Source organism: Mycobacterium sp. RTGN5, assembly GCF_033804465.1.
GTDB lineage: Bacteria > Actinomycetota > Actinomycetes > Mycobacteriales > Mycobacteriaceae > Mycobacterium.
Genome location: NZ_JAPZLA010000006.1, coordinates 202,875 through 224,316, shown reverse-complemented (window position 1 = coordinate 224,316; position 21,442 = coordinate 202,875). Strand labels below are relative to the sequence as shown.

At 67.2% G+C, this 21,442-nt stretch carries 25 protein-coding genes; 10 read left to right on the top strand and 15 right to left on the bottom strand.

All coding sequences use genetic code 11. From position 1 onward, the window contains the following. Positions 1-28: 28 nt before the first annotated feature. The 7 genes from SLQ31_RS25090 to SLQ31_RS25060 all read right to left on the bottom strand — a co-directional run bounded on the left by SLQ31_RS25090 (position 29) and on the right by SLQ31_RS25060 (position 5,073). Positions 29-574, bottom strand: coding sequence for a chromate transporter (locus tag SLQ31_RS25090; RefSeq protein WP_319436844.1), 546 nt, complete (start codon positions 572-574; stop codon positions 29-31). Then, positions 571-1,140, bottom strand: a complete 570-nt coding sequence (locus SLQ31_RS25085) for a chromate transporter (RefSeq protein WP_319436843.1) — start codon at positions 1,138-1,140, stop codon at positions 571-573. The genes SLQ31_RS25090 and SLQ31_RS25085 overlap by 4 nt, the downstream gene beginning before the upstream one ends. Beyond that, complete coding sequence (locus tag SLQ31_RS25080; RefSeq protein ID WP_319436842.1) at positions 1,133-2,122, bottom strand: phospholipase D-like domain-containing protein; 990 nt, start codon at positions 2,120-2,122, stop codon at positions 1,133-1,135. The genes SLQ31_RS25085 and SLQ31_RS25080 overlap by 8 nt, the downstream gene beginning before the upstream one ends. A gap of 71 nt (positions 2,123-2,193) precedes the next feature. Further along, positions 2,194-2,814, bottom strand: a complete 621-nt coding sequence (locus SLQ31_RS25075) for a hypothetical protein (RefSeq protein ID WP_319436841.1) — start codon at positions 2,812-2,814, stop codon at positions 2,194-2,196. Positions 2,815-2,897: 83 nt separating this feature from the next. Then, complete coding sequence (locus SLQ31_RS25070; protein ID WP_319436840.1) at positions 2,898-3,563, bottom strand: hypothetical protein; 666 nt, start codon at positions 3,561-3,563, stop codon at positions 2,898-2,900. A 7-nt stretch (positions 3,564-3,570) separates the two neighbouring features. Then, on the bottom strand, positions 3,571-4,260 hold the full coding sequence (locus tag SLQ31_RS25065; protein WP_319436839.1) for an MspA family porin: 690 nt from the start codon (positions 4,258-4,260) through the stop codon (positions 3,571-3,573). A 129-nt stretch (positions 4,261-4,389) separates the two neighbouring features. Then, positions 4,390-5,073, bottom strand: a complete 684-nt coding sequence (locus tag SLQ31_RS25060) for an MspA family porin (RefSeq protein WP_319436838.1) — start codon at positions 5,071-5,073, stop codon at positions 4,390-4,392. A 292-nt stretch (positions 5,074-5,365) separates the two neighbouring features. Between SLQ31_RS25060 and SLQ31_RS25055 the strand changes: the two genes are divergently transcribed. After that, on the top strand, positions 5,366-6,076 hold the full coding sequence (locus SLQ31_RS25055) for a hypothetical protein (RefSeq protein WP_319436837.1): 711 nt from the start codon (positions 5,366-5,368) through the stop codon (positions 6,074-6,076). Positions 6,077-6,161: 85 nt separating this feature from the next. On the opposite strand, the gene SLQ31_RS25050 is transcribed toward SLQ31_RS25055, so the two are convergent. Together SLQ31_RS25050 and SLQ31_RS25045 are read right to left on the bottom strand one after the other, a co-directional pair. Next, positions 6,162-7,355, bottom strand: a complete 1,194-nt coding sequence (locus SLQ31_RS25050; protein WP_413643004.1) for a hypothetical protein — start codon at positions 7,353-7,355, stop codon at positions 6,162-6,164. A 463-nt stretch (positions 7,356-7,818) separates the two neighbouring features. Continuing rightward, the gene (locus tag SLQ31_RS25045) at positions 7,819-8,310 is read right to left on the bottom strand and encodes a hypothetical protein (RefSeq protein ID WP_319436835.1); all 492 of its coding nucleotides are present in this window, start codon (positions 8,308-8,310) and stop codon (positions 7,819-7,821) included. An 86-nt stretch (positions 8,311-8,396) separates the two neighbouring features. Between SLQ31_RS25045 and SLQ31_RS25040 the strand changes: the two genes are divergently transcribed. Beyond that, positions 8,397-8,645, top strand: a complete 249-nt coding sequence (locus SLQ31_RS25040) for a hypothetical protein (protein WP_319436834.1) — start codon at positions 8,397-8,399, stop codon at positions 8,643-8,645. Here SLQ31_RS25040 and SLQ31_RS25035 read toward each other — a convergent pair whose 3' ends face one another. The 3 genes from SLQ31_RS25035 to SLQ31_RS25025 are packed head-to-tail and all read right to left on the bottom strand — an operon-like array spanning position 8,646 to position 10,952. Then, entirely contained in the window at positions 8,646-9,431 is a 786-nt protein-coding gene (locus SLQ31_RS25035; protein ID WP_319436833.1) for an SDR family oxidoreductase, read from the bottom strand. It lies immediately after the preceding gene. Further along, complete coding sequence (locus SLQ31_RS25030; RefSeq protein ID WP_319436832.1) at positions 9,428-9,688, bottom strand: hypothetical protein; 261 nt, start codon at positions 9,686-9,688, stop codon at positions 9,428-9,430. Before SLQ31_RS25030 ends, SLQ31_RS25035 begins: the two co-directional genes overlap by 4 nt. Then, complete coding sequence (locus SLQ31_RS25025; RefSeq protein ID WP_319436831.1) at positions 9,648-10,952, bottom strand: cytochrome P450; 1,305 nt, start codon at positions 10,950-10,952, stop codon at positions 9,648-9,650. The genes SLQ31_RS25030 and SLQ31_RS25025 overlap by 41 nt, the downstream gene beginning before the upstream one ends. Before the next feature lie 47 nt (positions 10,953-10,999). Here SLQ31_RS25025 and SLQ31_RS25020 point away from each other — a divergent pair, with 47 nt between their 5' ends. Both SLQ31_RS25020 and SLQ31_RS25015 read left to right on the top strand, forming a co-directional pair. Beyond that, positions 11,000-11,917, top strand: a complete 918-nt coding sequence (locus SLQ31_RS25020; RefSeq protein WP_319436830.1) for a cyclase family protein — start codon at positions 11,000-11,002, stop codon at positions 11,915-11,917. Next, the gene (locus SLQ31_RS25015) at positions 11,914-13,101 is read left to right on the top strand and encodes an alpha-hydroxy acid oxidase (RefSeq protein ID WP_319436829.1); all 1,188 of its coding nucleotides are present in this window, start codon (positions 11,914-11,916) and stop codon (positions 13,099-13,101) included. Before SLQ31_RS25020 ends, SLQ31_RS25015 begins: the two co-directional genes overlap by 4 nt. A 51-nt stretch (positions 13,102-13,152) precedes the next feature. Here the strand turns inward: SLQ31_RS25015 and SLQ31_RS25010 are convergent, their stop codons facing one another. After that, entirely contained in the window at positions 13,153-14,637 is a 1,485-nt protein-coding gene (locus SLQ31_RS25010; protein WP_319436828.1) for an aldehyde dehydrogenase family protein, read from the bottom strand. 74 nt (positions 14,638-14,711) lie between these two features. On the opposite strand from SLQ31_RS25010, the gene SLQ31_RS25005 reads away from it, so the two are divergent. After that, positions 14,712-14,996 carry a DUF1330 domain-containing protein gene (locus SLQ31_RS25005; RefSeq protein WP_319436827.1) on the top strand — a complete coding sequence of 95 codons (285 nt, stop codon included), beginning with the start codon at positions 14,712-14,714 and terminating at the stop codon, positions 14,994-14,996. Between the two features lie 7 nt (positions 14,997-15,003). Here SLQ31_RS25005 and SLQ31_RS25000 read toward each other — a convergent pair whose 3' ends face one another. Further along, positions 15,004-15,666, bottom strand: coding sequence for a 3-oxoacid CoA-transferase subunit B (locus SLQ31_RS25000; RefSeq protein WP_319436826.1), 663 nt, complete (start codon positions 15,664-15,666; stop codon positions 15,004-15,006). Further along, complete coding sequence (locus tag SLQ31_RS24995; RefSeq protein ID WP_319436825.1) at positions 15,666-16,430, bottom strand: CoA transferase subunit A; 765 nt, start codon at positions 16,428-16,430, stop codon at positions 15,666-15,668. The genes SLQ31_RS25000 and SLQ31_RS24995 overlap by 1 nt, the downstream gene beginning before the upstream one ends. A 177-nt stretch (positions 16,431-16,607) precedes the next feature. Between SLQ31_RS24995 and SLQ31_RS24990 the strand changes: the two genes are divergently transcribed. The 5 genes from SLQ31_RS24990 (at position 16,608) to SLQ31_RS24970 (ending at position 21,441) form a co-directional block, all read left to right on the top strand. Continuing rightward, positions 16,608-17,375, top strand: a complete 768-nt coding sequence (locus SLQ31_RS24990; RefSeq protein WP_319436824.1) for an IclR family transcriptional regulator — start codon at positions 16,608-16,610, stop codon at positions 17,373-17,375. A 97-nt stretch (positions 17,376-17,472) separates the two neighbouring features. Further along, a complete protein-coding gene (locus SLQ31_RS24985; protein ID WP_319436823.1) occupies positions 17,473-19,050 on the top strand; it encodes a methylmalonyl-CoA mutase family protein in 1,578 nt (525 codons plus the stop codon). Next, positions 19,050-19,451 carry a cobalamin B12-binding domain-containing protein gene (locus SLQ31_RS24980; RefSeq protein ID WP_319436822.1) on the top strand — a complete coding sequence of 134 codons (402 nt, stop codon included), beginning with the start codon at positions 19,050-19,052 and terminating at the stop codon, positions 19,449-19,451. Before SLQ31_RS24985 ends, SLQ31_RS24980 begins: the two co-directional genes overlap by 1 nt. Next, positions 19,451-20,407, top strand: a complete 957-nt coding sequence (locus tag SLQ31_RS24975) for an LLM class F420-dependent oxidoreductase (protein ID WP_319436821.1) — start codon at positions 19,451-19,453, stop codon at positions 20,405-20,407. Before SLQ31_RS24980 ends, SLQ31_RS24975 begins: the two co-directional genes overlap by 1 nt. Further along, a complete protein-coding gene (locus SLQ31_RS24970) occupies positions 20,404-21,441 on the top strand; it encodes a CoA transferase (RefSeq protein ID WP_319436820.1) in 1,038 nt (345 codons plus the stop codon). Before SLQ31_RS24975 ends, SLQ31_RS24970 begins: the two co-directional genes overlap by 4 nt. Position 21,442 lies beyond the last annotated feature (1 nt).

The following is a 21,442-nucleotide window of genomic DNA, read 5'->3' as shown; positions in this document are numbered from 1 at the left end:
CAGCCGCCGGGCGGCGATCAGACAGCAGTCAGACGAAACCGACATACCCCAGCAGCGCGGCGGCGCCCACCACGATGAGGGGGTTGGTCTTGGTCCGGACGAATATGAGCGTCGCGACGCCGGTGATCAGATAGGCCCGCCAGTCATGGTCGGCGGCCTTGCTCATGACCAGGGAGCTGGCCAGCACCAGGCCCACGGTCAGTGGCGCGAAACCCTTCTCCACGGCATACCGCAGCTTGGACTTCTGGGCCTTCTGCCAGGACAGGGTGATCAGGTACATCAGCCCCGCCGCGGGCACCACCATCGCCACCGTGGCGAGCACACCGCCGACGATGCCGCCGAAGACCCCTGCCACGCCGAGTCCGGCCGCATAGCCGACGAGCGCCACGATCAGGATGCTCGGCCCCGGTGCCGCTTGCGAGATCGAGAAGATGTCGGCGAACTGCGAGTTCGTCAGCCAGTGGTGACCGGTCACCGCCTCCAGGTGCATCTCGGGCAACACCGTATTACCGCCGCCGATCGACAGCAGCGACAACGAGCCGAACATGCCGACGACCGCGAGGAGGGTTTTCATGCCGCGACCGGCTTCTTCCTCGGCCAGGCCCAGATCAGGCTCAGCGGTGCCAGGATCGCGAGCGTCTCCAACAGCGGCCAGCGCAGCAGGCCGTTGAGCACGAAGCTCGCCAGGAAGAAGACGACCGGCATCACGCCTTTGAGACACTTCTGGCCGGTCTGGATCACCATCGCCAGAGTCAGGGCGACGGCGGCGGCCGAGGCGCCGTGCAGTGCGCCCTTGACCGCGGGTATTTCCTTGAACGTGAAGTAGACGAAGCCGAGCGTGAGGACGATCGCGACGGGTATCAGGCACAGTCCGATCAACGCGGCGACGGCGCCGGCAAGGCCCTTCATCTTGGTTCCGACGAAGACCGCAAGGTTCACCTGGTTGGCGCCGGGCACGATCCGGCACATCGTCAGGGCGCTGAGAAACTCCTCCTCGCCCAGCCACTTCTTCTCGACGACGATGACCTCACGGGACCAGGCTCCGAGCCCGCCGCCGAACGATGCGAGCGCGATGTGGTTGAACGTGCGGGCGATCTCCAGCAGGGAGACCTTCTCCAGGGTGGGGCCGGGCTCACTCATGGACCAGATCGTGGTCGTGCGGGAACTCGTCCTCGACGGGACGATTCTTCTCGAGCGGGTCGGGCGGCTCGTAGTGGTTGGACATCTGCCAGTCGCTCTTGAAGACCTCTTTGAGTCGAGTCACGACGTCCGGGTCGTCGGTGGTGATGCCGAGCTCGCGGCGGAGGTCGAAGGCGCTGCGGTCGATGTTCATCGACCCGACCAGAACCTCTCTGCCGTCGATGATCAACAGCTTGGCGTGCACTCGCAGGTTCTTCTGCTTACGTACCTCGACACCGAACCGGCGCAGGGTCCGCAGGGAGGCGAACGTATCGAGGATGTCCCATTCGCTGATGCCGTGCTTACCGCCGCACAAGACCCTCACCCTGACGCCGCGGTGCGCGGCCGCGGCGATGTGGTCGAGGATGACGGCGTCGACGTACTTCGGGTGCTGGATGTACAGCTTGTGCTCAGCGGTGTCGATGAAACGCGCCATGTGGTAACGCGAATTGGAGTTACTCCACAGCAGTCCTTCGTATCTGGGGGGTGTGAAGTCGCGATGCTCCCAATCGGCGTTGAACACATCGATGATCTGCTGCACGTGGCAAGGGTCGTGGGTGATGATCCCGTAGTCGCGGGTGAGCGTGAAGTATTTGATCATCAGGTTGTAGGTCGCGACCATGGCCGCGCTCTGATCGACGACAATCGACTTCTCGTGCGTCACATAGAATTTGGGGCTTGACCACTGGACATCGATGCCGGCGCTCTTGAACGCCTCGTAGCTCTCGTCGTTAGCCCGATCACCGCCCGACCGTTGCGGATTCAGCATGATCCGGACGTCGACGCCTGCCTTCTTCCGATCGATCGCAGCTTCCATCAAGCTGGGCTCGGTGAAGGTGAATTGCTTTATCAGAAGCGAGGTTTGCGCGCTCATCATGAATTCGAGGACCGGGTCCAAACCGTCGTCTGGCTCGACGATCACGCGCGGGGCGTTAGCAGGCATAGGTTTCGGATGCTAGCACCAGAACCCCCTCGGCACTTTGCCGTTGGGTGAATGTTGGCTGCGCGTCGCAGTCACGGGGCCGGTGCGGGTTCGGCCGGATCTGCCAGGCCGAAGCCGAGTCCGGGCGGAACGTCGATGCCGGGGCCGGGAGCCGTGCCCGGCAGGGGTTCGCCGAGTTGCTCGTACGGCGCCTGCCCCAGTAGCGCGCCGTCGAGTGCGCCGTCCTGATGCATCTCGTGAAGTCGGCGCAGGAATGCCAGCCGGCCCGTGCCCGGCGCCTCCGCCGACGGGCCGATACCGACGTCGGCGACGCCCTGCCCTGGCGCGGCGGGCGTGACGTTCTGCGGCACCAGGTACTCGTTGTTGAACGCGTGCAGATCCGGGGTCGCGACGGTGCCCTGGGCTCCCGGCGCCGACGGAACCGGGTTCTGCCCCAGGAGAAGTCCCGAGGCGAACGCGGACAGGTCGGGCAGGCCGACCGGCCCGGCCGACGGCGCACCGGCCTGAGCCAGCACGCTGCCGACCGTTGCGTTGGGCGGAACGTTAACTGTCGGCGGCGCCGGCGGAATCGGCGGCGGGTCGCCCGGGCCGGGATCGGCTATCGCAAGCGCCGGCCCGGCGAGGGCGGCGCCGACCGCGATCGCGGCCGCCAGCATCACCTTCGGCGCAAACGTCCGATCGCCCGTGCCCATCGCCCCTCCTGGCTTCGATCCTCGTCACACCGTAGTCGGCTCGGTGGGTGACGACGCCGCGAACGGCAACGAGGAGGACGCGGTCAGCCGACCGGAGGCGGCGGCGGCAGCGGCTGCGCCGGATCCGCGGGGGGAGCCGGAACTCCGGGAACCGCGGGAGCTCCAGGGGGAGGCAGGGCCGCTGGATCGGGCAGGAAATCCTCGGGGCCGGCCGGGATATTCGTCCCTGGCGGCGGCGCCGTTCCTGGCAACGGCTGGCCGAGTTGGTCAGCCGGCATGCGACCCAGCGCTCCGTGCACCATCGCGTGGACGCCCTTGAGCCCATCGACCCTGGCGAAGGGGCCGGGGGGCACACCTTGTTGCAGATCGTAGGGAGACGGAGTCGGATCGTCAGCACCCTGTTGCGTGCGGTAGTTCCGCGGCAGCAGCAGCTGCGTGCCGTCGAGGACTTGGACATCCGGCGGTGTGGCGGGCGCGTTGCCGCCCGGGGCGACAGCCGGCGCCGGTGTCTGGCCGAGCAGCATTTGGTTGCCCGCGGGACCGCCCAAGATGCCCGCGAAACCATTGAGCGAATCCTGCAGCGCTACTCCCGAGGGAACGAACCCTTGCTGGGGTGGCGGCGCGGGCGCGCCGGGATCGGCAGGGGGCAGGTCGTCGGCGGCGGCGGTCGCCATGGCGGTGACCGCCGCCCCGACCACGAGTGCGGCCGCGGCCGCACTCGTGACGAGCGTTCGGTAGAAGTAGCGCATTACGGCGTCAGAAGACCTTGGTGACGCCGTAGTACGCGACGATGTCGTCGGCGTCGGTACCCGAGCTGGTGAGCACCGCGTAGGAGCGCAGCGATGATGCGCCGACGCAGTTGTCGACCTTGATGTGGATGTCCTTGAGCGTGATGCGCGACGAGGTGCCCTTGAACGTCTTCTTGTCGACGACGACGTTGGTGATGGTGCCCGGACGGGGCTCCACCTCGACCTGGCCCTGGATCGGGAAGCTGATCGAGCCCGGCAGCGAGACGCCGGTGGTGGTCAGGCTGCTGTTACCCAAGGTCGCGCCGATCGAGCCATTGAGCTTGACCTTGTCCATCTCGACGCCGCAGCCGATCTGGTAACCGGCCTCCAGCGTTCCGCCGGACACCGAACCCGTCGTGGTGCCGGTGAACGTTGCGCCGACCAGCCAGTCGCGAGACGACAGCGACGTCGTCAGTGGCGCGACCGGGAGCTGGGTCTCATCCTTGGCGGCGACCGTCAGTGTGCGGCCGTCGGGGGTCTTGGCGATCCCGGGAATCTCGGAGGCGACGACGCCGTTGTCCGCCGGTGGTGGTGGGGGAGCGCCAGCGTCAGCGACGGGCGGTGCCGCTGGGTCGGCCGGGTCAGCCAACGCGAGCGGGGTCGCTCCCATCGGGAACAGCATGCAAACTGCAGCCGCGGTGGCAAAGCGATGCAACATGTCCTGTCGGCGCCTTCCGTATGTCACGGGGATTTTCCCTGAGAAATGATTGATTCGGTGGTGCGAATCGGCTGCCCGCCGCCGCGTGGTGACGGGCAGCCGATTTCGAAAAACGACAATGTGAAGTTGTTAAACGGCCTTGGTGACGCCGAGGTAGGTCACCACGTCGTCGGTGTTGTCGGTCGAGCTCGTCAGCGTTGCGTACGAGCGGATGAACGACTGGCCGGCGCAACCGTCGATCTTGATTCGGAACCCGGTGATCGAGACGCGGGGCTTGGTGCCCTTGAACGACTTCTTGCCCACCGGAACGATGTTCACGGTGCCGGGCTTGAGGTCGATCTTGATCTGCTCGGACAGTGACAGACCGAGGGTGATCGGCAGCAGCGAACCGTTCACGAGCGGGATGCCGACACCCGGGGTGATACCACCGGTGGTGATCGATTCGATGTCGTCCTGGATGATGCCGCAACCAATCTGGTAGCCGGCCTCCAAGCTGCCACCGGCGAGCTTTGTGCTGCCGCCGCCGGTGACGTCACCGGTGAAGGTTCCGTCCACCAGGTACTCGCGCGACCACGGCGAATTGGTGAGCGACGCCACGGGTTCCATGGACTCGTTCTTGCCCGTCACGCTGAGCACCCAGCCGTCGGGCGTCTTGAGAACTCCGGACGCGGCGGAGGGCACGGGCCCCGCAGGCCCGGCGTTGGCGGCAGGTGCCACGTTGGGATCAGCCGCCGGGTCGGCGAGGGCGAGCGGAGTCGCTCCCGTCGGGACCAGCAGGCATACTCCAGCCAATGCGGCAAAGCGTTTCAACATGTCGTGTTGGCGCCTCTCGTCGTTGATATCCACAGTTCGTTCGGACGAATCATTGAGTTGGAGGGTGTCGGGGCGGTAAACACCGTGCCAACAACTCCCACCCGATTACCGTCTACCGGGCGTCATTTCGCTGGGTGCATGGTCTGACGCGCCGTTTTCGGTCTCAAAGAGATACCAGCTAGGCGCGACGTCGGTAAAGGTGACACCGGATGGATCCCGCGAGGGTGCCCGTTGTTCGTTGTCTGTTCACCATTGCGTCAACTATCCCGTTGATCATCACTGTGTCCTGACCATGAGGAACCCTGACGCCACGGGTTTCGGGTTTGGGCTGGTATGGAACTTCCAGCCGGACGGTTCGGGGGAGCCCACGATCCAGGAGGAAGCGATGAAAACATCACTGCTGTGCGGCCGCGCGCTTACTGCCGCTGTGCTGGCGTCTGGATTGGCATGGGGCGCAGTCCCTGTCGCCTCTGCTGACCCCGATGCGCAGACCCAGGCGCCGGGGCCCGCACCCGGTCCCGCCTCGGCCAACGCGGCGCCAGCGGCCCCACCGTTAGACGTGCCGCCGCCGGACGCGCCACCGCCGCCGCCGGACGCGGCGCAACCGCCGGACCCGGGCGCCTACGATGCCGTCCTCACCGCCTGCAAGCAGTTCGGCGTGGCGCTGGACTTCGCGGCCAACAACTACGAAGACTTCGCGTACAACACCGCCGGTGGTGGCAACAACGTGAACTACGACGATCCGAACGTCGCGAACTCGAACGTCCGCGGCCGCACCGCACTGCGGGAGGCCGCGTCGACGGGCCTTGATGCCGCCAACACGCCGGGGTTGCCCGGCGACGTCTCGGCGCCCATGCGGTCGTGGTCGATGCGGGCCGCAAAGCTGCTCTTGCTCATGGGGATTCGGGGCGGCGGCGATTCGCTGAATTCGACGGCCGGCGATATGAACACCGACGCGAAGAACGCACAGATGGCGTGCGCGCTCAACGGCGGGCGTGCTTGATCGCTGGCGTTAACGAAGGCACCCACTTAGCACCAACGAAATCGGCCCCCTCCTTTCGGAGGGGGCCGATTCGTTGTTGGTTGACCTACCCGCCAGCGCCGCCGGTGCCGCCCTTGCCGGGCTTGCCGCCGATGGAGCCCGAGCCGCCCTGGCCGACACTGCCGGCGGTAGCGCCGCCCTTGCCGCCGGTGCCGCCGTTGCCGCCCTTGCCGCCGGAGATCACGCTGCCGCCGCCAGTGGCGCCGGTGCCGCCCTTGCCGCCGGTACCGGTCGTCGCGCCGTCGCCACCGTTGCCGCCGGCATTGCCGGCGCCACCGCTGAAGCCGCCGAAGCCGCCGGTCCCGCCGCTGCCGCCGGTGCCGCCGGTTGCGCCCTTGCCGCCCTTGCCGCCGGCGCCACCCGCGCCACCGTTGTTACCGGCCAGACCACCGGTGCCGCCGGCACCGCCGCTCCCGCCGGCAGCGTTGGTGCTGGTGCCGCCATCGCCACCGGTCGCGCCTGCGCCGCCGTTACCGGCCGCGCCGCCGGCGCCACCGCTGCCGCCCAAGCCGCCGTTGCCGGCGTTGCCGGTTCCGCCGTTGCCGCCGACACCGCCGACAGCGCCTGCGCCACCGTTACCGGATGCCAGGCCACCGGTGCCACCGGTGCCACCGGCACCGCCGGAACCGCCGGTCGCGGTGCCTGCGCCGCCAGCGCCGCCAGCGCCACCGGCGCCGCCGGACGCCGAACCGAAGTAGCCGCCCTTGCCGCCGTTGCCGCCCTTGCCGCCGTCGGTGCCAGCGGCACCGCCGCCGTAGCCGGCGCCGCCGGCCCCGCCGGCGCCGGCCGCGCCGCTGCCGACCACCGGCAGGCTCGCGGCATTGCCGCCGCTGCCGCCGGCACCACCGGCAACACCGGTCGTCGTGCTCGCGCCACCGGCGCCGCCGGCGCCGCCGGTGCCGCCGCTACCGGCCAGGGGGCCTGCGTTGCCGCCGTTACCGCCGGCACCGCCGGCGATACCCTTGCCGCCGTTGCCGCCGCCGCCGCCGAACAACGCGCCGGACGCGGAGCTGCCGGCAATCAGGCCGCCGTTGCCGCCGTTGCCGCCCTTGCCGCCGTTGATGGTGGGATCGAGGGCGTCGCCGCCGTTGCCGCCGTTGCCGTACAGCCCGGCGCTTCCGCCGTTGCCGCCGTTATAGCCGTTGCCGCCGTTGCCGAGCAGCAGCCCGCCCTTGCCGCCGTTGAGGGCACCCGATAACCCGTCGGCTGCGCTGTAGCTGTAGCCGTTGCCGATGAGCAGGCCACCGTTGGGATGCGCGGCGGTGCCGTTGCCGACGAGCGCCCCGAATCCACCAGTGGCGTTGGCCGTCACCGCGCCGACGGCGTTCTTGAGGCCGTTGCCGCCGGTCGGCGAGGTCTCCCACCAGAGGGTGGACTCCGTGGACGTCAGCTTGTAGGCCGGTGAAGCCGTGGGGATGGATGCATCAGTGGTGGCGAACAGGACACCCGCGCCCACCATCGCAGCACCGGCGAGGCCCGTGGTGACGAAGGCTGGGGTCACCACACGGGTCGATTTCTTGCGGTGTTTGGACAAGGTCGGAATTCCCTTCGGAGAAGAAGATCAACCGGCAAATGCGCCGAGTGTTTCACTGCCATGGAAATCCAAGGAGATGCCCCTTACTCAGGGCTGGCCCCCACAAAGCGCACTGCCGAACTTCGCGCTAACGGCAGTTGAACTCAACCTGTAAAACGCGCCGTAGTGGCTATTTGCAGAGGTCGGCGATCCGAGTGTTGAGACTCTCGGTGTTGCGCAGGCGGTCGGCCTGTGCCGGCTCGTTGTTGGCAACCCCGGCTAACGCATTCATCGAAATATCCTGCAATCCGGTCGCGAAGGAGCGGATCGCGTCGGCGAGATCGGCCGGCGTGCCGGGATTGAGGTGGGCCAGGAGGTAGGTTGCACCGCCGGACATCGCCAGGCGCGCGTTGGCTGCCACGCCCTGCAACTCAGTCCCCGGGTCGGCGTGGCTCTGCAACGACACGGCGGAACTCACGGTCTTGTAGGCGGCACAGGCGTTGGCCTTGGGGTCACCGCTTTGCGATGCGGCGGCAGGTGTTGGGCTCGATGGTGCCGGTCGCAGCAGGGCCCAGCCGGCTACCCCCGCGGCGATCACCGCGATCACCAGAGCCGCGATCGCGATCCAACGCGGCGAGGATGGGGATTGGGCGTGGGTCGACTTTGCGGTCTGCTCCGGCATGGTCCCGATCCTAATCACGCGGTCTGGCAACCCCGCCGAAGCGTAGTCTGGCTGCGGAAAGGCAGGCTGTGGTAACGACGATGCGCGTGGGGCGAACACTGGCCTGCGCCGCGGTGGCGGCGGGGATGATCGTCGTGGCGCCGGTGGCTCCCATCGCAGCGGCGGAAGGTTGCCCGCCCGGACACATCAACAACCAGTACACCGGCCAGTGCTATCTGCAGGGGAGTGCCCCCACCATCAACGGTGTTCCGTGTGTGGCGAGCAATCGTGGTCTGTGCCAGTCGTTTACGCAGAATCAGCAACCGCCGAGGAAGCCGTACACCGCGATCGGCTAGCTAGGCCCGCGCCAACATCTTCGTGAGCAACCGCTGCATCCAATTGGGCGTCACCTGCGACATCGCCGCGAGTACTTTGGTTTGACGCCCGACGGCATAGTGCACCCGGGGCAGCCGCCCGCGGCCGCGTCGGGTGGCCGCGTAGACGGCGGCGGCGACCTCGTCTGGCCCGAGGTTGATACCGAGCGACTTGGTGCTGCCGGTCTCCATGCCGTCGGTCATGGCGGTCTTGACGAACAGCGGCCACATCGCCAGGACCCGGATGTCGTAGCGGCGCCATTCCAGCTCGAGTGCCTCGGTCAGTGCCCGTAGCGCGAACTTGGTGGCCGAATAGGTGGCCAGTTCGGGTTGGCCGTAGAGGGCCGAGGCCGAGCACATGTTGACCACTTGTGCGTGTGCGGTATCGCGCAGGTAGGGGAAGGCGGTATGAAGCCCGGCCAGCGCGCCGTAGACGTTGATGTCGATCATCTGGCGGTGCGCCTGGAGTGGGATGTGGGAGAATGCGCCGTTGGTCAGCACCCCCGCATTGTTGACCAGGATGTCGAGTTTTCCTGTCGCACTGGTGAATTCGGCCAGTCGCGTCGACCAATCAGTGGCGTCGGTGACGTCCAGTTCGCCGATCACGGCCTCGCCGCCGTGCCGGGTGATCTCGTCACGCAGCGAGGCCAACCCGCCAAGGTCGATGTCGTAGGCGCCGACGCGGTAGCCGTGCCGCGCGAAGGTCAGCGCGGTTGCCCTGCCGATACCCGCAGCGGCTCCGGTGACGAAGACGCCGGGTGAATTCATACGACTTTGAGATGCGGGGTGACGGGCGCCGGCTCCTGGGCGATGCGGTCGTTGGCTGCGGCCATCGCGGTGTCGACGCGGACCGCGGCGGTCTGGCAGGCCACGGTGGCCTTGCGGCCCAGCCCGTCGAGGTCGTCGGCGGCGTTGCGCAAGTACGAGGTCAGGGTGATGCGCAGCCGGTCGCCGGCACGGGCCAGGCGGTTGCGGAACCGGTCGTCAACCGTCACGGTGACGTAGGGCAGTTCGAGCTTGATCATGTGCGCCTCCAGAGCCGTTCTTGTCGAATGTAGACGCTGCGCCCGCCGATGCCGAGACGCGCACGGCCGCCGGCCCGCGCACCGCGTAATTGGTGCCGAAGTCAACGGGAGAGTGGACCTGCCAGTCCGGCAGTGCGTCGATGAGCTCATCGAGGAAGATCTGGGCCTCCAACCGCGCGAGGTTCATACCCAAGCAGCTGTGCAGTCCGAACGCATAGCCGAGGTGGGACAGCTTGGGGCGCGACACATCGAATTCGTCGGCACGCTCCCACCGGAGGGGATCACGGTTGGCCGCCCCGAGCAGGAGCGTGATGCGTGCGCCGTTGGGGATCGCGACCCCGGCCACCGACACGTCATCGGCGATCACATCGCGGAACACCGAGTGGGTGATCGTCTCGTAGCGGTGCACTTCCTCGACCGCCGCCGGGATCAGCGACCGGTCCGCCCGCACGGCGCGGCGCTGTTCGGGGTGGTCGGCCAACGTGACGACGATCTGCGCGAGCAACTTGGCGGTCGTCTCGTTGCCGGCGAAGACCAGTTGAGTGTTGCCGGCGACGACTTCCTGCTCGGTCATGTGGTCGCGTGCGTACTGGTGGCGAACCATCGTCGCGATCAACCCGGGCTCGTCGGCCGCCGAGCCGCGCAGCCGGGTGATCTCCTCGCGCAGATAGGCGTTCAGCTCGGCGGTCGCTCGGCGTCCCGCCGCGATCAACTCATCGCCGCGCTCGCCCGGATTCGTGTACCCCTCGGCCGAGGCACCCATCGCGTCGCTCCATGCCGAGAACTGGTCGACCATCTCCGACTCGATGCCCAGCATGCGCGCAATGACTTCGGTGGGGATACCGCGGGTCAGCTCGGAGATGATCTCCACCGTGTCGCCGGCCCGCAGCCGCGTCAGCACCGGCTCGAGGCGGCGGCGAACGATGTCGGTGACCATTGTTCGGAGGTCCGCCAGGTCCTTGGCCCGGAAGTCGTGCGACCAGATCGCCCGGATCCGGTCGTGGTGCGGACCGTCGTAGAACTCCATCGTCGGGCCGCCGAACACGCCGGCCTGTTCGGCCTGCCCCTTCTCCGAGCCGAACAGCTCGGTGCGGGTCATGATCATCTTGGCCGGCGCGAAATCGCTGACCATCCACCGGTTCACCCGCTCGTTGAAGACGACTCCGCCGCGTGCCCGGATCTCCTCGTAGCGGGCCCACGGCAGCCGGACGAAGGCCGGGTCGGCGGTGTCGAACGCAAGCCGCGGAAGGCTGGCAGCGGTCATCGGGTAGATGGTCCCCGCATTGACAACATTGTGCAATTCTGTAACGCGTGACTGCTGACTTCAAGGCCCTCGGTGCCGAACTGTCCAACTGGGGCCGCTGGGGTCCTGACGACCAGCTCGGCACGTTGAACCTGGTTGGCCCGAACCACGTCCGGGATGCTGCCGCCGAGGTCACCAGCGGCAAGGTCTTCCAACTGAGCATCGCCGTCGGCAAGGACGGCCCGCAGAGCGGCATGGGTGGCCGGCTCAACCCGGTGCATCTGATGTCCATGCAGCCGCAGGATTGGGATCCGCACGGACTGCAGGTGTCCGACGACTGGATCATCATGCCGCTGCAGTCGGGCACTCAATGGGATGGCCTGTCGCACATCGGCTATGACAACAAGTTGTACAACGGCTATCCCGCTGATGAGGTCAGCACCCGATTCGGCGCGCGCCGGCTGGCCGTCGACGCGATGACCGACCGCATCGCTGGTCGCGGCGTCCTTCTCGATATCGCCAGGTTGCACGGCGTCGATTGGCTTGAGGCGGGTACGCCTATCACGCAAAAGGATCTGGCGGCCGCCGAACATGCGCAAGGTGTCACGGTGGGGGAGGCCGACTTCCTCCTGGTCCGGACCGGCTGGCGGACACGCTTTTTGGCCGAGGGGCGCGACGGCTGGATGAGCGGCGAACCCGGCCTGGACATCGACTGCGCCCAGTGGCTTCACCGACGCGGAGTGGCCGCTGTCGGTTCGGACAACTGGGGTATCGAGGTCATGCCCAGTGGCATCGACGGTGCCGTCATGCCCTTGCACTGTGTGCTGATTCGCGACATGGGTATGCCGCTGGCCGAGATCCTCGACCTTGAGGCGCTTGCCGAGGACTGCGTCGCCGACGGACGCTGGAGCTTCCTGTTCGTCGCACCGCCACTGCACATCAGCAACGCGGTCGGATCGCCGACCACGCCGATCGCCATCAAATGAGCCCCGCGTTCTCCTATCGGCTGGGTACGCCTCGGCCGCTGGTCTGCGTCGAGGACTACCGGCGCGCGGCGCTGCGCGCGCTTCCCAAGATGGTGTGGGCCTACCTCGACGGAGGTGCCGAGGACGAACGCACCCTGCGCGCGAACCGGGACGCGTTCTCGAAATGGGTGTTGCGGCAACGGGTATTGGCCGGCAACACAGGAATCGATACCTCGGTGACACTCGGAGGGGAGCGCCTGACGCTGCCGGTGGTGTTGGCGCCCACCGGGCTGGCGGGCCTGGCGCACTGGTCGGGAGAGCTTGGTGCGGCCCGCGCCGCCGAGCGGGCCGGCACCCGGCTGATCCTGAGCACGGCGTCGTCGTATTCGATCGAAGAGGTGGCCGCGGGTACGCAGGCCGATCACTGGTTCCAGCTGTATCCGTGGGGTGACCGCGCCGTGCCGGGGTCGTCGTTCATGGATTCGCTGCTCGACCGCGCCCGTGATGGCGGATACCGGACCGCGGTTGTCACCGTTGATGTTCCGGTGCAGGGCAACCGGATCGGGGAGCGCCGCACCGGTATGGGGCATCCGCCGATCCTCACCCCGCGCCGGATTGCCGACGCGGCGATCCGGCCCCGGTGGTGGTACGGCCTGCTGCGGTACCGGCGGATGACGATGCGCAGTATCACCGACGTCCGCGGCGCGGCCGGGGCCGTCGAATCGGTGGCCCTGCACAGCCGCCAGATCCGCCCCGACATCAGCTGGCGGGATGTCGCGTCGCTGCGGGACAGGTGGGACGGACCGTTTGTGGTCAAGGGCATCCTGGATCCCGCCGATGCGGTTCGTGCGGTCGACGAGGTGGGCGCCACCGGCGTGGTGGTCTCCAATCACGGTGGGCGCCAGCTCAATGCGGCGAGCGCGTCCCTGGATGCGCTGCCGGCCATCGCCGACGCGGTCGGTGACCGGGCGACGGTCCTGCTCGACGGTGGAATTCGGTGCGGCACCGATGTGGTCACCGCACTGGCGCTGGGCGCCGACGCGGTCCTGATCGGACGGTCGTTCCTCTACGGCCTCGCCGTCGCGGGAGGCGACGGGGTCGGTGCCGTGCTGGACATCCTCGGCGCCGAGATCAGGCAGACCCTGCTGCTGATGGGAGTCGCGTCGGTACGGGATCTGCGGCGCGACAACGTCGCGCGTTCTTAGCGATTTCGGCGCGCAAACCGCCGCTGAGCGAACGAAAGCGCGCCGAAATCCCTACGGCCGCACGCCAATCGTCTTCATGTTGAGGTACTCCCGGTAGCCCTCGTCACCGTTGCGGTGCCCCAGCCCGCTCTGCTTGGTGCCGCCGAACGGGCTGGTGATACCGAAGAACGAGTGGCCGTTGGTGGTCACACTGCCGGTGCGCAGCCGCAGGGCGATGTTCAGCGCACGCTCGTCGTCGCCGCTGGTGACGTCACCGGAGAGCCCGTAGATGGTGTTGTTGGCGATGTCGACGGCCTCGTCGTCGGTGTCGTAGGGCGTCACGGTGATCACCGGCCCGAAGATCTCGGTCTGGGCGATCGTGGAGGTGGGGTCGACGTCGGAGAGCAGGGTCGGCTGCACGTAGTACCCGGTGGGCAGATTCTCAGGAATGCCGCCGCCGGTGATCAGGGTGGCGCCCTCGGCGATGCCGGACTGGATCAGGCTCAGGGTCTTGTCGCGCTGCATGGCGCTGATCTGCGGGCCCTGCAGGTTGCCAGGAGTCCACGGGTCGCCGACCGGAAAATTCTCCATCATGGTCTTGAGGATCTCCAGACCCTCGGCATAGCGGCTGCGCGGCAACAGGACTCGGCTCGACAGGATGCAGCTCTGGCCGGACATGACGCAGGCGAACATCGCCGCCATCGGTAGGCAGGCGTTGAAATCCGCGTCGTCGCAGATGATGTGGGTCGACTTGCCGCCGAGCTCGAGCAGCGTCTTCTTCACCGTCGCGGCGCCCGCGGCCACGATCGCCCGGCCGGTGGCGGTGGAGCCGGTGAACGTGATCATGTCCACCCGCGGATCGGCCGATAGGGCCGCGCCGACCTCGTTGGCGTTGGACGTGACGACGTTGAACACACCGGCCGGGATGTCGGTCTTCTCGGCGATGATCCGGCCGAGCTCGGTGCCCGACCACGGGGTCAGCTGCGCAGGCTTGAGCACCACCGTGTTGCCGGCCATCAGCGCCGGAATCGTTTCGGCGATGTTGAGGTAGAACGGGACGTTCCACGGGGTGATCGCGCCGACGACGCCGACCGGTTCGTAGTGGATCTTGCGCCGCGCCGGGCCCATCTGGGTCTCGTGAATTCCGGTGTCGACCAGGTAGTCGAAGCCGCGGCCGTGCTCGGCCCAGTGCCGCACCTCGGCGATCGGGCTCTCGATCTGGGAGCCGCTGACCGAGACGGGACAACCGACTTCGGTGATCACAATGCGCCGCAACCGCTCCTGTTCGGCGGTCAGCGCCTCATGCAGCTGGTTCAGACAGTGGTAGCGGAATTCCAGATCGCGCGACCAGTCGGTGTTGTCGAACGCCCGGCGGGCGGCCGCGGTCGCCCGCTCGACGTCGGCGACGGTGCCGTCGGTGGCTTGGCCGACGACCTCCTCGGAGGCGGGATGCACGACGTCGAACGTCGCCCCGGAATCGGTGAAGCGAAGCTCCCCATCGATGAGCATCCGCTGCTCGCCGGCCAGCACACCCGTGTCAGCGTCGACATTGGTCATTGCATTTACCCCTAATGGCGTGGAAACCTGTCACTCGAAATGCGAGAACCTGATTCTCACACGAGAGGAACGGCATGGCCAAGGCTTACGTCATAGTCACCGAGGAAATCCACGACCCCGAGGGTATGAAGGCCTACGGGAAGGCCGCCGGCGCCGCGATGGGCGGGGTCAAGGTCCTGGCCGTCGACACCAAACCACAAGTGCTCGAGGGCAACTGGCATGGTCACCAGACGGTCGTGCTGGAGTTCGAATCGGTCGAGGCAGCCCAGGCGTGGTACGACTCGGAGGCCTACAGCGCCGCGCGCGTGCTCCGGCAAGCCGCCGCAGACAGCAACGCGGTGATCCTCACCGGCTTCTGAAGCCGGCTCAGGACAGCGCCACCGTCAGTTCGGGTTCGGTAGCCGCGATGATGTCGGCGGCCTCGACGCCGGGAGCTAGTTCGCGCAGCACCAGCGTGCCGTCGCCGACGACGTCGATGATGCCCAGGTTGGTGATGATCCGGTCGACGACGCCGACGCCCGTCAATGGCAACGAGCACTGCTTCACGATCTTGGGGTTGCCGGCGCGGTCGGTGTGTTCCATCAGCACGATGACGCGCGCCGCCCCGTGCACGAGGTCCATCGCGCCGCCCATGCCCTTGACCATTTTTCCGGGGACCATCCAGTTGGCGAGGTCCCCGGTCTGGGACACCTCCATGCCGCCGAGCACCGCGGTGTCGATGTGGCCACCGCGGATCATCCCGAACGACAGCGCCGAATCGAAGAACGCCGCACCGGGATTGACGGTCACGGTCTCCTTGCCCGCGTTGATGAGATCGGCGTCGACCGCATCCTCGGCGGGGTAAGGCCCGGTACCTAAGATCCCGTTCTCGGAGTGCAATGTCACGCGCACATCGGTGCTCAGATAGTTCGGGATGAGGGTGGGCAACCCGATGCCGAGGTTCACGTACTCGCCGTCGATCATCTCGGCGGCGGCGCGTGCCGCCATCTGCTCGCGGTTCCACCCTGCCGTGGCTGGTGCTTCAGTCATCAGTTCGCTTCCTGTGCGGCGCGGACGGTTCGCTTCTCGATGCGCTTGTGCTGCGTTCCGGTGTGCACGATGCGCGAGATGAACACCCCCGGTAGATGCACGGTCGCCGGATCGATCTCGCCCGGCGCAACCAGTTCCTCGACCTGAGCGATCGCGATGCGACCGGCCATGGCGCACAACGGGTTGAAGTTCATCGCCGATCGGTTGAAGACCAGGTTGCCGTCGGTGTCTCCGCGCAAGGCGTGCACCAGGGCGAAGTCGGCGTTGATCGCCTCTTCCAGGACGTACCGTTTGTCGCCGAACACCCGCGTCTCCTTGGGCGGTGACGCGATCGCGACCGAACCGTCGTCGGCATAGCGCCAGGGCAGTCCGCCGTCGGAGACAACGCTGCCGACCCCGGCGGGAGTGTAGAAGGCGGGTATCCCCGCACCACCGGCGCGCAGCCGTTCGGCCAGGGTTCCCTGCGGGGTGAGCTCGACCTCGAGTTCGCCGGCCAGGTATTGCCGGGCGAACTCCTTGTTCTCCCCGACATACGACGCGGTGATGCGACAGATGCGCTTGTCGGACAAGAGGATTCCCAGCCCGTAGTCGTCGACCCCGCAGTTGTTGGAGAACACCTGCAGGTCGGTAACGCCGGCGTCGGACAGGGCCTGGATCAACATGTCGGGAATCCCGCACAGGCCGAATCCGCCGACCGCCAGCGTCGCGCCGCTGGTGATATCGGCAACTGCGCTCGCAGCCGACTCATACACCTTCGATGTCATCGCACCTTCCCAAAACCAGCGGGCGTCCACTCTGTAAACGCAATGCCTTGCCGGTATCCACTCAACAAGTACGGTCCTGAGCAGTCAACCACCCGCGACATTCCGTGCCGAAGATGTTCGCAGTGCGATAACCGATTGCCTGAGTGTTCATCTGATGAACGCCTAAGATCGGCTTCCGTGACTGCCCGTCCGGACCGATCGCCCGTGGTCGCGCGGGTCGCTGCGTTGCTGGGTGCGGTCAGTGCCGCCGAACCTGCGGGCGCGTCGACGACGGAGCTGGGGAAAGGCGCCGGCCTCGCCCGCCCCACCGCCCACCGGTTACTCACGTCGTTGGCCGAGGTCGGGTTGATCGACCGCGACGCCAAGACCGGCCGCTGGTCGCTGGGCCCAGAGATGTATCTGCTCGGCGCCGTCGCGGCCAACCGGTACGACGTCAGCGGCCAAGCCCGCGACGTGGTCAATCGGCTCGCCGCCGAAACCGGCGAGAGCGCCTTCCTGTCCGCCCGCCGCGGCGACGAAACCGTCTGCATCCTCAGCGCGGAGGGCAGCTTTCCGCTGCGTTCCCACGTCCTGCGGGAGGGCATCCGCTTTCCCCTCGGCGTGGCCTCCGCCGGCCTGGCGATCCTGAGTCACCTACCGGCCAAGGAGGTCGACGACTACTTCTCCCGTGCCCGCCCGGTGGCGGACTGGGGTGCCGACCACAGCGAACAATCGATCCGGGCCAGGATCGAGGCGACCCGGATCACCGGCTATGCCGTGAATCCCGCCCTGATCGTGGAGGGCAGCTGGGGCATCGGCGCGGCGGTGTTCGACCAGAGCGGCCGGCCGTCCTGGGCGTTGAGCCTCACCGGCGTCGAGACGCGGTTCAAGGCCGACCGCCGCCACGAACTGGGGACCCTGCTGCTCGAGCAGGCGCACGCGTTGTCGGGCCGACTCCGCTCCTAGGGCTCGCAGTCCTCACCAGCGCCGACGGTGGAAACTGCACACGACTTGCCCAAAGCGGTATTGGCATTCTCCTAAACTGCAAGTACGGTATCCACCGATGGACCACCAATCCCAAACGTCGTCGGGAATCCCACTGGAGCCGGTGTATGGACCGGCCGACCGCAGTGGCGATCCTCCCGCTCCGGGTGCATTTCCGTTCACCCGGGGCAACTTTTCGAGCGGTTACCGCGGACGGTTGTGGACCTTCCGCCAGTATTCCGGCTTCGGCACCGCCGAGGAGTCGAACAGCCGCTATCGCTATCTCCTCGAACAGGGCGGTACCGGGCTGTCGGTCGCGCTCGACCTGCCGACCCAGTGTGGGTACGACTCCGACGACGCCGAGTACGGCGAGGAGGTCGGCCGCGTTGGCGTGGCCGTCGATACCCTCGCCGATGCCGAGATCCTCTTCGACGGCATTCCGCTAGACCAGATCAGCACCAGCTTCACCATCAACGGCACGGCCGCCATCCTGCTGGCGTTCTACGTCGCCGCCGCCGAGAAGGCGGGTGTGCCGCGCGAGAAGCTGACCGGCACCATCCAGAACGACATCCTCAAGGAGTACGCGTCCCGCGGCACCTGGATCTGGCCGCCGACGCCGTCGCTGCGACTGATCGCCGACACCATCGAGTTCTGCGCCGCCGAGGTGCCGCGCTTCAACGCGATCTCGGTGGCGGGCGCGCACTTCCGCGACGCCGGTGCCAATGCCGTCCAGGAGATGGCGTTCACCCTGGCCGACGGTGTCACCTACTGCGACACGGTGGTCGAACGCGGCCGGATGACCATCGACAAGTTCGCCCCGCAGATCTCGTTCTTCTTCTACACCCACGGCGACTTCTTCGAGGAGATCGCCAAATACCGTGCCGGACGCCGTCGTTGGGCCACCATCGTGCGGGAGCGCTACGGCGCCCAGACCGACAAGGCCTCGATGTTCCGCTTCGGGTGCGTGTCCGGTGGTGCGTCGTTGTATGCCCCGCAGGCGCAGAACAACCTGGTCCGGGTGGCCTACGAGGCGCTGGCCTCGGTGCTCGGCGGGGTGCAGTCGATGTTCACCGCCGCCTGGGATGAACCGTTCGCCCTGCCCAGCGAGGAGTCCGCGACGCTGGCGCTGCGCACCCAGCAGATCCTGGCCTACGAGACCGGCGTCGCCCGAGTGGCCGATCCGCTCGGCGGCTCCTACTTCGTCGAGGCGCTGACCGACGCGACCGAGGAACGCATCATCGAGATCATGGCCGATCTCGAAGGGCATGGCGGCATGGTGCGCTGCATCGAGGATGGCTACCTGCAGGGTCTGATCGCCGACGAGGCCTTCAAGATCCATAAGGAGGTCGAATCGGGTGAGCGTCCGGTCGTCGGCGTGAACAAGTTCGTTGTCGACGAGCCCGCGCCGGATCTGGCCACCTATGAGCTCGACGCTGAAGGACGCGACAAGCAACTGAAACGGCTGGCTAAAGTGAAGGCTGACCGCGATGGTGTCGCGGTGAAGGAAGCCCTTGCCGCACTGGCCCGTTCGGCGGAAGGCGACGACAACCTGATGCACAAGCTGATCGACTGTGCCAACGCCTACTGCACCGTGGGCGAGATGGTCTCCACGCTGAAGTCGGTCTGGGGCGAATTCCAGCAGCCGGTGGTCTTCTAGTGAGCGCCCGTGTGTTAGTCGCCAAACCCGGCCTCGACGGACATGACCGTGGGGCCAAGATCGTGGCCCGCGCGTTGCGCGACGCCGGATTCGAAGTGATCTACACCGGAATCCGGCAACGCATCGAGGACATCGTGTCGATCGCTCTTCAGGAAGACGTTGCCGTCGTTGGGCTTTCCATTCTGTCGGGCGCACACCTCGCGCTGACCCAACGCACCGTCGACGCGCTGCGCGCCGCCGATGCGGGTGACATCGCGGTCATCGTCGGTGGCACGATCCCACTGAGCGATGTACCCAAATTGCTGGAAGCCGGTGCGGCCGCAGTCTTTCCGACCGGAACGTCGCTGGACACCCTTGTCCGGGACGTCCGTGCGCTGACCTCAGAACAGGTGGCCGAGTAATGCGTCTTGGCGTGATGATCGGTGCCGAGCGTGGCGACATGGCCCGCAAGGTGAAGAAGCTCATCGAAGACATCGAGTGGGCCGAAGCCGCCGGCTTCGATACCGCCTGGATGCCGCAGGTGCCCAACGACTTCGACGCGCTGGCCATGGTCGCGCTGATGGGTGCTCGGACGTCGCGCATCGAGCTGGGCACCGCAGTGGTTCCGCTGCAGGCGCAGCACCCGATCGCGCTGGCCCGCCAGGCACTGTCCGTACATGCGGGCAGCGGCGGGCGGCTGGCGCTGGGCGTCGGTCCCTCGCACCACTGGATCATCCAGGACATGCTGGGGTTGCCCTACGACAAGCCCGCTGCCTACACCCGCGACTACCTTGAGGTGCTCAACGCGGCGTTCGCGGGTCCCGGCGACGTGGACGTCGAGAACACCAACTTCACCGTGCACAATCCGACTGTGCTGCAGGCGGAGTCACCGCTTCCGGTGCTGGTCGCCGCACTCGGCCCGGTGATGCTGCAGATCGCGGGCGAACTCACCGACGGCACCGTGCTGTGGATGGCCGACGAGCGGGCGATCGGCGATCACATCGCCCCCCGGATCACCAAGGCCGCCGACAACGCCGGGCGCAAAGCTCCGCGCATCGTGGCGGGAATCCCGGTGTGCCTGTGCGCCAATTCCGAGATCGACGCAGCCAAGGATCGGGCCAACCGCATTCTGGCCGAGGCAGAGACGTCGCCGAACTATCAAAAGTTGCTCGACCGCGGTGACGCCCAGACCGTCGGTGATCTCTGCGCGGCCGGTGACGAAGAGGCAATCCTGACGCGGTTCCGCGCGTTCGCCGACGCCGGCGTGACCGATCTGTCGGTTCGGCTGCTGCCGATCGGGGAGACCCGCGACGAGCTGGTGGCTTCGAAATACCGCACCCGAGAGGTGATTTCACAGCTCGCCGCTGAAGTTCGATGAAGGGGCCACTGGCCGGCATTCGGATCCTCGAGGTCGGCACGATGCTGGCGGGCCCGTACGCCACCATGTTGCTCGCCGACCTCGGTGCGCAGGTGATCAAGATCGAGCCGCCGGGCGGGGAAATTTCTCGTCAGGTCGGGATGAGTTATTTCGCGAGCCTCAACCGCAACAAACGCAGCGTATGCCTTGACTTGGCTTCCGCGGCCGGTCAGCAACGGCTTGGGGAGCTGGCGGCGGAATCCGATGCGCTGCTGGTCAATATGAAGCCCTCGGTGATCCGGCGCTTCGGTCTCACCTACGACGCCCTACGGGTGCACAACGAGAAGATCGTGTGTGTCGCGCTGACCGGCTACGGACTCGATGGTGGCGACGACCCTGCGTTCGACTACGTGATCCAGGCCGCGACGGGGGTGGCGGCCATGACCGGTGACCCCGACGCGCCGCCGACCTTGCCGGGCTACTCGTCGGCCGACAACTCCACCGGATTGACTGCGGCGCTGGGGCTTCTCGCGATGATCGTCTCCGGCGAGGGTGGGCAGGTGGACGTCTCGCTGCGCGACGTGATGTTCTCGCAGCTGAACTATCGAGCCTCGGCATACCTCAACGACGGCGTGCACCCGCGCAGGCATCCGTTCGGCGCGCATTCGTTCTATGTTCCCGCCCAGCTGTTCGCCACCGCGGATGGGTACCTTGCGCTGTTCGTGACCCACGACGGTTTCTGGCGGACCTTCGCGGCCGAGGCCGGTATCGAGGGCTTCCCGACGATGGCCGAGCGGTCAGCACACCGTGACGAAGTGCTGGCGATCGTGACGAACGCACTGGCCGCCGACTCCGCGGTCGGCTGGGAGGCGCGGCTACGGCCGCTGGGCATTCCCGCTGCTGCGGTGCGATCGCTTCCCGACGCCCTCGAGGCGACGCCGGAAGTCATCGTGACCGCGGGGGATTACCGCCTGGTCGGCAGCCCCGTCCGGGTGGTGGGCTATCAGCCCGACTATCGGCCGCCGCCTGCGCTCGACGAATTTCAGTCGTCGTAAC